Raw genomic sequence first — 13477 nt, forward strand, 5'->3', positions numbered from 1 at the left:
GCATGAAATTTCAGTGACGACCCGTCCCGCAAAGGAAACCCTGTTGCGGCCGTAGCCGGTTGCCACAACTGTGTCGACATCGGCAGTCTGCAGTCCTGCCTCGCCAAGGACATCTGTAAAGACAGTTTCTGCGGCGGCCTGGGCCTGATAGCCGGTTGCCGTTATCTTTTCCGAAATTATTTTTCCGTCTCTGATAACCACCGCCTTGGTGGTAATGGACCCGACATCAATGCCGACGGTAATCATCTGATTCAACCTTCCTTTTATTCGCCTTTGCCTGAATACCCTGCTGCTTGCAGCAGGGATGAAAGGCGAGGTGAACCGCGCCGAAACTCAACTGAGCGTAGGCGAGTTAAGGCTTCGGCGCAATTCCGCTTTGATACCCTGCAGCTTGTCGAAGATCCCGGTTTATCGGGGCTGCGGGGAGCTTCATTTTCGATTCTCCAGCACTTCCATAAAAGCGTCGATGCGGGTATCAACCTGGCTTTCAGCGAAGCTGCGTTCATCCACCATGTCGGCCTCGATCAGTAAAACCGGCACGTCCCGCTCCCGCTGGATGATTTTTTTAATATCGTACTGGCCGAATGAATAGGGCTTGCAGCTTCGGTTGGAATGCATGACCACCCCGTCGGCAGCGTACTTGTCGATCATGGCGATGACATCCCGGGCCATTTCATCCACACCGATATTCAGATAGATGCGGGAGTAGGCTTCGGCCATGGTTCCTAAAAAGTCGGCTTCGTCAAGATATTTCATCGTGCCGCACCAGGCCGACGTGTAGGTGTCGGCCACCAGGCAGGCTTCATGGGCGGCGAATTTTTCCGACAGCCAGCGGGTGCGGTACCAGATCGGCAGGTTATCCCATAATAATCGGTAGGTTTCTTTGGGGACTGCGCTGATACGGTTTTCAATTCTTGTTTTCATTTCCGCCAGCAGCGCCGTGTAGTAATCCACAACCGTCTGGGTGCCCCGCAGGGTGACGATCAGGGCCAGATGAAAAAAAGCGTCAAAGGCGCTCATGGGCGCAGGTTTGTGCATGGTGGTGTCCAGAACCGCCTGCCACAGGCGCTGTCCTTCCAGGGACAGGCGGCCGACCTGATGCATGCGGTCGACGTCCATTTTACTGGCGCAGACGCCTTCAAGAAATTCGATGTACTCATCCACCTGGCGGCGCACATAGCGCCGAGCTTCGGCTGAAAATTCCGTATGACAGAACGGCGTGTCAAAAATAAAAAGCGGCACTCCGAAATGACGGGCCTGTACCTGGTACCATTTTAAGACCGTTCCGCAGATATTATTGCAGCACACCAGCATGTCCGGTTTGGGCAGTCCGCCGATGGGGCCTCCGTTAATGGGCGCACAGGCGATATCGGCCCGGGCATAAGAACACAGATCTCTGGCGTATCCCATGGATTCGGCTTTTTCACACAAGTCCGATCCCATTTTAGACGCGCCGATCATGGCGCCGTGGTTTTCAGGGTAGACAGGGATGACATCCATGGCAATCAGTGGCTCAACCGGTCCGCCGCTGGTGATCCAGGCGACTTTTTTGCCGGTCTGTTCGGCTGTTTTGGCCTCGATATAATAGCCTGTCATGATTTCTTTCATCTTGCCGACGGATTTGATTTTTCGTTTTTCCTTTTCAGGATCAGCAGGCTTGGGTTCATTGCTCATGGTCTTCCCCCATTTCATTATTTTAGACTATAATGTTTCCAAAAATGCCTGGCATCTTGTTTTCAACTGCTCCTCGGAAGGCAGTGGCGCTTCAATTTCAAGCAGCATGCTTGCAATTCCCTCCTTAACCAGCAGCTCCTTAACATAGGGATAATCAAAGGCATGGGGGTCGCAGAATTTTAAAAATAGAAAAATGACCCCGTCCGCCTTATTGTTTTTCGCGATGTTCACAAGGGCTTCGCCCCGTCGAAACAGGTCGGTGTGCTTTGCCGGGCATTCTATTTTATCCATATAGCGCTCGGCGATGGATTCGATGATATCGCCGTGCGGAGCGATGGAGCCCTCAAAATAGCGGGCGCCGCTGCAACTGTCGTCCCAAACGATCGCGGCGCCGCAGTCTTCAATGAGGGAATGAACAGACGGTATGTTGCACATGCCGCCGCTGAGGACCAGCCGTTTCAGGGACTGAGACGGTTGGGGCTTTATTGCGCTTAAATCCCTGAGGATGGCCGATAGTTTTTCTGAAAAAACCTCACGGTCCATGATCATGGATGCTTTTACGAGCGCCTGGAGGTCGTTGCTGCTGATCAGCGAGGGATTTTCGCGCCGGAGATCAAACATCTGTTTCATATCGCTGCGCATCCGGTTGTATAGACCGGCAGCCCTTTGAAGATCGTCGGTTGTGATGGTGCAGTCCAGATGGCCGGACAGTTCATTTTTAAATTTTTTAAAGACGCTTTTCAGGTATTCCCTGGCGCTGGCGGTATCGAGCTTCACCGGCAGCCCGATATCCGAGTGAAATCCAAAGGTTAAATTGATACGCCAGATATCGGAAAGCCGCTGGATCGTGTCACAAGTATGCGGAAAGACCGTTCCGTCTAAAAACGCCAGCTTGCCTGAAAGGGCGTCGGCCAAGGCGCTGCGGACGAAACTGCAACTGTAGGCCTGCAAATGTTCATCCGAACGGGAAATGGCTTCGCCCGACCCGAAAATACGAAAGGGCAGGGCGCCGGCCGCATGGATGATTTCCTCGGGGGTATAGGAGCAGAAGTGTCCGACGATCTTACGGCGATTCGCTTCTTTCCAGTTGCGGGCATAGTCGAACGGGTCAGTGACGATGTCATGAAACAGTTGAAATTCCGTCATATGGAGTGACTCCCTTGCAGATGTTTCACACCGCGGCAGTTTTCTCATTGATATCGGCAACAACGGCAGCAATTGATTTTATAAATGATGGTTTATTCCATCTGCTGCAAAAAATCAACCGCATCAAGAGATATGGGCCGCGTGTTGTTTTCTTCCGGCCTTTTTCGCTCTTGACACCGTATGACGCATTTTCTAAACTCCCGGCAGGATAAACACAGGTAAAGGCTGTAATTTAATATGGACCGCATCGGGGTGAAATAATGATCCTGGATAATAAAAAAGAAGCGCTTTTGAAAGATACCCGCAATGTGCTGGGCGACCTGCGGGAGACCCTGGGCCGTGCCAAGGCCGGGGAAGCTGACCGAACGGCGCTGACGGATTCAATCTCCCAGTTGGATGAGCTTTTTCTGCTCGTGGTGGCCGGGGAGTTCAATTCGGGTAAAAGCGCGTTTGTCAATGCCCTCCTGGGTCAAAAAATTCAAGCCGAAGGGGTAACCCCCACCACCAGCAAGATCCACCTGTTGAAATATGGCGAAGTCCTTGACAGCCGTCCGGGGGAGCGGGGCGTATGGATTCAGACAGCGCCGATTCCGCTGCTGCAGCATACGAATATCGTGGACACGCCCGGTACCAACGCCATTCAGCGGGAACATGAAATATTAACCACTGAATTCGTGCCCCGCAGCGACCTGGTCTTGTTTATTACATCGGCAGACCGCCCCTTTACCGAAAGCGAGCGGGCTTTTCTGGAAAAGATCAAGTCCTGGGGCAAGAAAATCGTTCTGATTATCAATAAGATAGATATCCTGACGCCCGAAGAGGCTGAAAAGGTTGCTGCTTTTGTAGAGGCTGCCGCCAACCGTCTGATCAATGAAATCCCTGTCATTTTTTCAGTGTCATCGCGAAAAGCCCTCCAGGCCAAAACAGGCGCCAAGGACATGAAGGTGCCGAGCGGGTTTGAGGCCCTGGAGGCATATATTCTCCAGACGCTGGAAGACGTCAACCGTTTTCGCCTCAAGCTGCTCAATCCGCTGGGGGTCGGTCAAAAGCTGGTAAGGCAGCAGATCGACGGCTGTCGCCAGGATCTGGAGGCCCTTTCCGAAGACATCATTATTCTGGATGATATCGACCGGCAAATGGCGGTCTACCGCGATGATATGCAGCGCAATTTCAAGGCCCGCCTGGGTGAAATCGATACGCTTTTGCTTGAGATGGAACGGCGCGGTAATGATTTTTTTGATGAGATGATCCGACTGGGCCGCATTGCCGACCTGATTCGCAGTGCCAAAATACAGCTTGCCTTTGAAAAAGAGGTTGTGGCGGATACCCCGCAAAAGATCGAGTCGCGTGTCAGTGAACTGATTGACTGGCTGGTGGAGCAGGACTTGCGCCAGTGGACATCCGTGGCCGAACATCTGGAACACAGACGGCAGCAGTATGCCGGCAGGGTTGTGGGACAGGCCGGCCCTAAAGAGGGAACGCTGGCATATGATCGCAAGCGCCTGGTGGATTCCATCGGGCTCGCCACCCGTCAGACAGTCGCCGGTTACAGCAAAGAAAATGAGTCGGCCAAGCTGGCCGCATCGGCCCGGGAGGCGGTGGTAAATACCGGCCTGGTGGGGTTCGGGGGGGCCGGTATGGGGGCGGCCATTGCCGTGCTGGTGCACACAGCCTGGGCGGATGTCACCGGCATATTGGCGGGTCTGGCGGCGGTGACGCTGGGACTCCTGATTTTACCGACACGCCGGCAGAAGGCCAAGAAACAGCTGTCGCAAAAGCTGGCGGATTTGATGGGGCAACTGATGACCGGTCTTACAGAGCAGTTCGAACATGAAATGCGCCGGGGTGTTCAGCGCATCGAGGACGGGGTGGCGCCTTACAGCCGGTTTGTCCGTGCTGAAAAAGAAAATATCACCCATCGGCAGGATCAGTTTAAAGCACTGGAAAGCCGGATCGGCGGACTGCAGAACCAGTTAAAGGAAATAAAATAGTTATATCAACCGTTTTTTGCTGGCGGCATAAAAAGTCTGACCGACCCCAATTCCCCTTTATCGTCCATTGAGCGACTCCATGATTTGCTTGAAACTCTCAACACCGGCCTCAAGGTTTTCAATGATTTCTTCAGCCAGCACGTCCGGGTCGGGGAGGTTATCGAGATCGGCCAGGCTTTTGTCTCTGATCCAGAAGATGTCCAGGCTGGTCTTGTCGCGGGCAATGATCTCATCATAGGAAAATTTGCGCCACCTGCCGTCGGGGTTGTCTTCCGCCCAGGTTTCGCTGCGCGTGTGCCTGTTTTGCGGGTTGTAGCAGGCGATGAAATCCTTCAGTTCGTCATAGGTCATCTGGTTTTTCTTTTTGGTAAAATGAATGTTTGTCCTGAAGTCATAAAACCAGATCTCCTTGGTCCAGGGGTGCTTGGCGGCAGGTTTGTTTTCGAAAAAGATCACATTGGCCTTGACCCCCTGGGCGTAAAATATGCCGGTGGGCAGCCTGAGAATGGTGTGAAGATCGGTATTTTGAAGAAGCTTTTGTCGAACCGTTTCACCGGCGCCCCCTTCAAACAGCACATTGTCCGGAACGACCACGGCCGCTTGCCCGGTGGTTTTGAGCATGGTGCGGACATGCTGGACAAAATTGAGCTGCTTGTTGGAAGTGGTGGCCCAGAAATCCTGCCGGTTGTATCGCAGATCCTCCTTTTCCTGTTTGCCCTCGCCGTTGGTGATCGTGATGCTGCTTTTCTTGCCGAAGGGTGGATTGGTCAGGACATAGTCGTACCGGTCGCCGGTATCGGCTATCAGGGAATCATTGGGTGAAATGGCGGATTCACCGGTAATTTCGCCGATATTGTGCAGAAACATGTTCATCAAGGCCAGGCGGCGGGCATTGGCCACGATTTCGTTGCCGTAAAAGGTTTGATTCTTCAAAAAGAATTTCTGGCCCTTGTCCAGGTTGGAATGACTGATTAAAAAGTCATAGGCCGCCAGGAAAAAACCGCCGGTGCCGCAGGCCGGATCGGCAATGGTTTTACTGGGTTCGGGCCGGATGCATTCCACCATGGCCCGGATCAGCGCTCGCGGCGTAAAATACTGACCGGCGCCGCTTTTCACGTCTTCGGCGTTTTTTTCAAGCAGGCCCTCGTAGATATCCCCCTTGACGTCCGCGCCCATCATGACCCAGTTTTCCGCATCGATCATGTGGATGATCTTAAAAAGCTTGGCCGGGTCCTGGATCTGGTTCTGGGATTTAACGAAAATCTGGCCGATCATCCCTTTCTGCTGTCCCAGCGCCCTGAGCAGCTTGATGTAATGGGATTCAAGATCCGCTCCCTTTCTGTTTTTCAGACTGTCCCACGTATATTCAGACGGAATGCCGACGTCCTTTTTATAAATTTTACCGTATTCATCGGCCATCTTGAGAAACAGCAGGTAGGTGAGCTGCTCCAGGTAATCGCCGTAACTGACGCCGTCATCCCGCAGGGTATGGCAGAAACTCCAGACTTTTGAAACAATGCTTGCAGTGTCGTTCATTTTATTTTTTCTCTTTGACTGAATAGTACTTCTGGTTCGGGCTTGAGGGTTTATCCGGAATAGTTGGTTTAAGAACGTTTTCTTCCAGTAAAGGTCGAAGTATAAATTTCCTAAAATATTTATTATCAGTTATTTTTATATGGGCCTGTATTTCCTTGCTGCTTCGTGGTGTTTGACAAAATTTACGTATTTGCACCACCCTTTCAGCTTGGGGGGTAGCTTGGGGGGTAACTTGCACGGTATCTTGTGCGGTGACTTGCGCGGTAGCTTCCGAGGCAAGCGGAACGATGCACTTGAAAATATCTTCCTCGATCAGTTTAGGGTCTTTACCCCCGGTGTAATGGCGGCAGTACTTGAAAAGCTTTCTTATAATGTTTTGGGGTGGTGAAATGAAAAGACCGGCCTTGCGCGGGGTTTGGGGTCCCGCAGATCGGTATAACGTGTCAATATGCCGGTGCTTTCATAAACAAAGGGTAGGGACCGGTTGTCTGCAAACCATTTCAATTTGCTCTGGGCATAAAACTCAGCCTGCTGTTCATTAACGCTCAGGCGGTGGCCTTCCGCTTCTTTTTTGGCTTCAATCACACCGATGGGTTCACGATCCACAAACAGGACGTAATCGGCGGGACCTGCATCGGTCTGATATTCCCGAACCGCTAACCCCGGACCGAGGCTCCAGTTGATTGCATTCTTGTCAACGACTGCCCAGCCCGACCGTTCAAGCATTTTGTCGATGTTGTCTCTTGCTTTTTGTTCGGGGGTTCTGTTCATGTCAGGACATGTTCATATGCATTTTATGGGGCTGTAAAATGAGTCGAAAACCGGACATTATATTTCTTTTACGGTTTGAATCGATAAAGTTATCTTCCATACAAACCGAGTGCCTGGCAGGTCGTCATTCAATTGTTTGTGGTCGTTTTGATTTATCAATCGGTCAAGGAAACGGGCCTGAACTGAAAACAGATGAAGAAATCACTTTTTATGAAAATCAATTATTTTAGCGTGTCCATTTCCATTCCTTGTTACCGCTTTGATTTTGCCAAGCAAATGAGGTGAAACATTCCATTTTTGCCTTGATTCGGTAATTACAGTAACCGTTTTTTTGTTGAATTTAACCAACGTGCCGGATTGTTTGCCTCGGCCGGGGAGTTCAAAACAAACTTGATCGCCGGGACTGAATTGCATCATTTCTTTATGGGCATGCATCGCATCTAAGAACTTAAGCCTTTCAATTATCTTGAGATTCAATTCGACAAGCTCATCATAACTCAAGGAGTCGATTTCGATTTTCATATTTCACATCTCGCTAAAGTCATGCATAATATGTAATTTTAGAGTTTTCCGGATATCTGCAATAACCAGAAAGATCCTTGACCGGGCAATTTGTTCGTTTCAATATTTTTAATCTAAAAGAATTGTGCTTGTATCTGTATATTACTGTTTACACAATATATTTGATCTTGACAAGGGTTTCCTTTGCAGTAACCAAGACGAATCAATCCGATTTTTTCAACACATCGATCATGCTATAAACTTTCCCCCGGCTGTCCGCCGATAACTTTTGATACAGAAAGGCCACCGCATCCAGGGTACCAAAAGCATAAATCTCCCGGCCGTTGACATTGTGGCTGAACTGAAAGCGGACGGTTTTATCCAGCGAGTCGAGGGTATAGGTGTGCCAGGCGTGGCCGCCGATATATTCCTGCGGGATTCCCCATTGTTCTTGCTGGGTTTTTGGGTCGCGTTCCTTAATGATGCGGTCTTCGGAAAAAGGCGTGCCCAGGGCGTTGAAATACCGCACCATCGCTTTGGCGGTGCCGCTGGTGTCGGCCTTTCCCTGTTGGTGGCTTTCCCGGATTTGGAGCGTATATCCTTCAAAGAGCCCCGCAAAGTTGGTGGCGGCATATTCCATCATGGCCTGAAACCCGACAATCTGCTTGGCCATATTGGGTGCGATGACAGCGGAAACGGTTGACGCAACAACAAGTTTTTCGAGACGGTTGTAATCCCCCCCGGTGGTGCCCATTACAAAGGGGAGCCCGTGGCGGCAGTAAAACTCGGCGTTGGCGAAAACAGCGGACGGATGCGTGAAATCCACTGAAATGAAATTGCCTTCCGATGCTTTAATCGACTCGATTGCTTCATCACGGGCGTCCGGCCGGATCAGGCCGACGGTGGTTTCAGCGACAGCCTGTTCGTCGGCGGTTATTTCAGGACCGGTGAGCGAATGGGCCACCAGTTGAAACCTTTTATCGTTGAGGACATGGCCGGCTACTACCTGGGCCACATTACCGGGGATCCCGTTTACCATCACTTTAATTGAGGGCATGATGTTTCTCCTTTAAATACAATTACAATAACTCGAATTGTGATAAAATACAATTTGGATTCTTCGAACCGCCCAGGCTGAAGACTGAATTCATCCGGATGCGTGACGGACAGCCTCAAAACCTCAGTCAATGTCAATGGGCAGCGACGGCCTCCTCCGATTTATCAACGGACCACGGACAAATAACAACTGACATCGTGCATGTCGTCCGGTTCACGGTTGCTTTAGATGTTCTCCACGATTTTTCGCAGCAGCGGAAATTCTTCCGGAACCATACTGAGAGTATGCTTTAACGTTTGTACGGCCGGCGGGATGAAAGCCTCAAAATAGGTTTTGCCCTTTTGCCGGCTCAGGTATCCGAATGCGCCCAGCATCTGAAGATTCCGGGTAAGGGTGCAATAGCGGTAACCTTTATAAAATGCGTCCCGCGAAATCCCGCTGCCCGCCGTTATCTGCTCGAAGCAGTAGCTCAGAAGTTTGTCCTGGATCGAGCGCGGGAGATCTACGTAAGGATCGATCATCAGGGAGGCCAGATCGTACTGAACCGGTCCGAAGCGGCCACCCTGAAAATCAATCAGATAATACCGATTGTTTTTCACCATGATGTTGCGGGATTGCAGGTCCCGGTGCATCAACCCGGTGACGGCATACTGCAGGGCGTTGTCGGCCAGGGCTGAGAATTCATCTGCCAAATCCGTAAAAGATACGCTGCGGTTCAGATAACCGTTTAAAAAAGTGTCCACAAAGTAGCGGCACTCTTTTTCAAGAATCAGGGTGCGGTTGTAGTCCGAAGTCTGATACGTCCATCCGGGATCAAAGCCGACGGCGCCTTTAATCGACAGCTTTACCAGGATATCGATGACCGCCTGGTAACAGTCGCAGATCGCATCGCTGTCGTGCAGGCTGCGGACGACGCTCTGCAGGCTGACGTCGCCGAGATCTTCCAGAAAGACCAGACCGCTGAAGGCGTCGGACAGAAAAATTTCAGGTACGGGAATCCCGCTTTCGAACAAATGCCGGCCGATGATAACAAAGGCATCCACCTCGGATGGCGCATCCTGTTTTCGGATGCCGTGATCGGCCAGTATCAGGGTGCGGGGGCCGGCGGACACTCGATACCATTTCCGGTCTGAACCGTCGCCTGCCAAGGGGGAATAATCAACCGGGTGGGAATTGTTCTTTCCAAAGGCGCGTTGAAAGGCCCGGGGGGCCATTCGGGAGAGAACGGTCTGCCGGTATCGCTCCGGGGTGCCGATATCCTTCCAGGACTGGGCCGGCGCAAGAAAGGCTTTCAATTTTCGGTGGGAGGACAACAGTTTTTTATACATATCGATGCTGCCTGAAAAACAGTTGTCCGGAATGAGAGCGAGCACTTCGGGGTCAAGGACCTGGATGCCGGTAAAGGTGAGGGGACTGTTCTTTTGCGGCGACGATATGCCCCTCGAATTTTCAAACGCAATCACAAAACCGTCCGGGTCGACCTGAACCGTATTGAACTCCGGATCGTCGCAAAGCACCAGCGTGGCCGGATAGGGATGCTGCAAATGTAACTCATAGACGGCCTTTAGGGAGATGTCCGTAAAGATATCGCTGTTGATGACCATAAAGGGGTTGTCGTCCCAGAAATCAGCGGCATTTTTAATGGCGCCGCCGGTTCCCAGGATTTGGGATTCGTAGCGGGTGGATACCGGAATCCGATAATTCTGCGAGGCAATGAAGGTTTCAATCTTTTGGGGCAAATGGTGGGTGTTGACGATAATCTCCCGGCAGCCGGCTTTATGCAAATTACAGATGATGAAGTCCAACAGCGGACGGCCGTCTATGGGAAATAAACACTTGGGGGTAATATTCGTATAGGGTTGCAGCCGTGTGCCGAAGCCGGCAGCCAGGATCAATGCTTTCATGCGTCAAATGTCCAATGGGTTCGAACGACGCCACGAATGGTTGCCGTTCCGGCCGGCATGCTAAAAAGACAGGTACCCCAGGAATCGCTGGATGTTTTGTTCATAGTGGCTTATTTTTTTTGTGCTGGCGGAACCTTTGACATTATGGGCGATGAAATAATTTATGGCATTGTCGTAGTTGACCTTTGAGAGCGCCTCTTTGAGGGTTATCTCCTCTCTTTTGTACATCCGTAACCCGCGCGACTGGATTTTTTTGATCCGTTCCTTGGGGCTGTTGGCATTGGCCTGGTAACGTCGGAAATAATTCAGGACAATCCAGTAGGATTCAAAATAGGTTTTTAAAAAGTGCGCAAAAAATTTCAACTTTCGGAGACCTATCGATGTGACATTGTAAGTGTCCGGCAGGGTGGGATGCGGCACCAGAATAGCGTCGTCGATAAAGGCCTTTAAGGTTTTACGGATGACATATTCGGGAGGGTGGTCGACGTCGTATGCAAATTCATTTTGAAAAAAATCCCGCAGAAAATTATAGTCAGCATAAAGGTCCACGGCTGAAAACTGAAACGCTTCTTTTGCGATAATGGCCAATGCGGTATAGGCCGCCGGAATAAAAAAAGAGATACAGTTGTTTTTATAGTATTCCAGCTGGGCCCTTTTATTAATCTGGAGCATCAAGATGGTTTCACCCGACACGCTTTGTCTGTTCAGTTCAATCCGGTCAATCAGTTTTTGTTGAACGTAACTCTCCAACACCTGATCGACGGCGCGGGCCGGATCCACCAGGAGCGTGTCAGCCAGGAGAGCTTTTTGAGCGTTTAAATGCGCCATGAGGGTTTCAATATGAAACATCATGTGCTTGAAAGTAATCCGTTTGCGGGAACAGTTTAAAATCGCACTGGCGGTCAGGGCGTGGGGGGTGACCACCGTCACTTTATTGATGGAATTGATAATCCTGAATCCCAGGTAGCGGCAGAGCGTATTTAGCTCTTTCGGCTGTAATGCGGCAATCGATGTGTTGTTCTGTTCCAGGCGTTCTTTGATGGAAATGGGTTCGTGAAATTTGATATAGATTCTGCCATAACGCGTCTTTAAAAACTTCCTGGCCTGAATGACCTGGGAAAAACTTTCCGGTTTTTTCTGGCCGCCTTCGATTTCGTCCAAATAGGAGCCTTCCTCCAGCACCCGATCATAACCGATGTAGATCGGGACAAAAACCATATCCTGGCAGGCCCCGTTTTTATATGCATCCAGCAGGATCGAGAGCAACCCGAGTTTTGGCATGATCAATTTGCCGGTCCGGCTGCGACCGCCCTCGATGAACAGTTCAATATTAAAACCTTCTTCAAGAAGTTTTTTGATATATTCCGCAAAAACCTTTGAATACAGGACCGCCCCCCCAAAGGTTCTTCTGATAAAAAATGCGCCGCCGCCCCTGAAAAAAGGGCCGATCGGCCAGAAAGAGAGGTTTTTACCGGCGGCTACATGGGGGCAGGGCATATTGTTGAGATACATGACATAGGAGAGAATCAGATAATCGATATGACTTTTATGGCAGGGAATCAGGATTAGCGGGCCCTTCTGGTACATGCTTTTGAGCCGGTTGAGTTCGTCCTTGTCAACCGAAACCCCTTCAAACATGGTGTTGGTGATCCATCCCACCAGGGAGGCGGCAAACCTGATAATGGCCGGGCTGTATGCGGCCGCAATTTCGTCGATACAATCTTCAGCTTCCTTTTGGACCTGATGAATCGGAACCTTCCTTTTTTCAGAATATTGCGCCATGTACTGTTGAAGGCTTTCATTCGTCAGGATATTTTCTTTAAATTCAATGCGCGACTTTAAAACCGGTCCGGTTATGATCTGGCGGTGGCGGTTGATCTGGAGCAGTAAGTTTCGGCGAAGTACCAGGGTCTGATGTTCAATGGTGCGATCCGTATTTTCCGGACTGGATATAAATGTTTTGATGTTGATCGGTTCGGAAATTTCCACAAACACATTGCCGGGATCTTTAAACAGGGTAATGAGCCTTCGAATTCTGCCCGGATTCGTTTCCGTTCCGAAAAGCACATCGGTAAGGCTTAAAATCGTCCGCTGCGGGTTTTTACTGAAAAACATCAACTGCGGCACCAGCAGGATCGGCCGGTTGGTGGTTTGCTGCATCCTGATCAGAAATTGAAGGGGGTCGGTTTCTTTTTTTACAAATCGGCGATAAAACCCTTTTTCCTCGATGAGCGAGAGCAAAGCGGAGCGCCCCCTTAAAAGTTCCTTGCGGAAATAATCATTTTGATAAGGGTTCAGCCTGTTTCTATGGACAAGAAAATTGTCGAGGTGGGCCAGTAGAATTTTTAACAGCCGAGAGACCGGCTGCCACAAAATCACCCGGTAATCAAAACCGATTTGGGGAAACGGTAACTTTAAAAGCTGATATCGGACAAAGTAAAACAGAAACTCAAAAAGACTTTTGTTTCGGATCACATATACGACAATGGCGTCTTCTTCTATTTTTTTCAGGGTCGGGATCTGGGTGTCGTCCAGCGTTATCCCGGAATAAAAAAGCTTCAAAATGTAAAAAGAAAAAGCGCCGATTTTCTGCGGGAGATAGCACAAATAATGATTGTATGTCCCCTGGAGATAGGTTGTCAGTCCGTTTCTAAAATTTTTTTTAATTTTTTTAAACATTTCCGATGCGATTGTTTCACCTGGACTTGCAGGAAAATGGCTTCACCCCTTAAATGTCCTGGGGATGAAAGCCTCCGGTTCGTGCAAAAATCAGGTTTCGTGTCAATATGGATTATGGCTAATTTACAGCAATTGATCAAACTAACAAAAATAAAAATTCAGTTCAATCTTTATTTGTATTGCGGCTAATTATGGATAACCGGGTGTTTGAAAAATAA

General features: G+C 50.1%; 10 protein-coding genes. 1 reads left to right on the forward strand and 9 read right to left on the reverse strand.

The window, feature by feature from the left end; translation table 11 throughout:
- The 3 genes from P1P89_11690 to P1P89_11700 form a co-directional block, all read right to left on the reverse strand.
- A partial coding sequence (locus P1P89_11690; GenBank protein MDF1592170.1) for a BadF/BadG/BcrA/BcrD ATPase family protein occupies positions 1–246 on the reverse strand: 246 nt, incomplete at its 3' end.
- 183 nt (positions 247–429) lie between these two features.
- Complete coding sequence (locus P1P89_11695) at positions 430–1674, reverse strand: 2-hydroxyacyl-CoA dehydratase (GenBank protein ID MDF1592171.1); 1245 nt, start codon at positions 1672–1674, stop codon at positions 430–432.
- Between the two features lie 27 nt (positions 1675–1701).
- On the reverse strand, positions 1702–2820 hold the full coding sequence (locus P1P89_11700) for a 2-hydroxyacyl-CoA dehydratase family protein (GenBank protein ID MDF1592172.1): 1119 nt from the start codon (positions 2818–2820) through the stop codon (positions 1702–1704).
- Positions 2821–3080: 260 nt separating this feature from the next.
- On the opposite strand from P1P89_11700, the gene P1P89_11705 reads away from it, so the two are divergent.
- Positions 3081–4811 (forward strand): dynamin family protein, encoded by a 1731-nt coding sequence (locus P1P89_11705; protein ID MDF1592173.1) that lies wholly within the window; start codon positions 3081–3083, stop codon positions 4809–4811.
- Positions 4812–4868: 57 nt separating this feature from the next.
- On the opposite strand, the gene P1P89_11710 is transcribed toward P1P89_11705, so the two are convergent.
- From P1P89_11710 to P1P89_11735, 6 genes are all read right to left on the reverse strand, one after another.
- Positions 4869–6347 carry a class I SAM-dependent DNA methyltransferase gene (locus P1P89_11710; protein MDF1592174.1) on the reverse strand — a complete coding sequence of 493 codons (1479 nt, stop codon included), beginning with the start codon at positions 6345–6347 and terminating at the stop codon, positions 4869–4871.
- A gap of 366 nt (positions 6348–6713) precedes the next feature.
- Positions 6714–7118 (reverse strand): type I restriction endonuclease, encoded by a 405-nt coding sequence (locus P1P89_11715; GenBank protein ID MDF1592175.1) that lies wholly within the window; start codon positions 7116–7118, stop codon positions 6714–6716.
- Between the two features lie 201 nt (positions 7119–7319).
- Entirely contained in the window at positions 7320–7640 is a 321-nt protein-coding gene (locus tag P1P89_11720) for a hypothetical protein (protein ID MDF1592176.1), read from the reverse strand.
- A 202-nt stretch (positions 7641–7842) separates the two neighbouring features.
- On the reverse strand, positions 7843–8676 hold the full coding sequence (gene dapB, locus P1P89_11725; GenBank protein MDF1592177.1) for a dihydrodipicolinate reductase: 834 nt from the start codon (positions 8674–8676) through the stop codon (positions 7843–7845).
- A gap of 224 nt (positions 8677–8900) precedes the next feature.
- Positions 8901–10580, reverse strand: a complete 1680-nt coding sequence (locus tag P1P89_11730; protein MDF1592178.1) for a sugar phosphate nucleotidyltransferase — start codon at positions 10578–10580, stop codon at positions 8901–8903.
- Positions 10581–10640: 60 nt separating this feature from the next.
- Positions 10641–13259, reverse strand: a complete 2619-nt coding sequence (locus P1P89_11735) for a 1-acyl-sn-glycerol-3-phosphate acyltransferase (protein ID MDF1592179.1) — start codon at positions 13257–13259, stop codon at positions 10641–10643.
- Between the last annotated feature and the right edge of the window lie 218 nt (positions 13260–13477).

The sequence above is a fragment of the Desulfobacterales bacterium genome, from assembly GCA_029211065.1.
Taxonomy (GTDB): domain Bacteria; phylum Desulfobacterota; class Desulfobacteria; order Desulfobacterales; family JARGFK01; genus JARGFK01.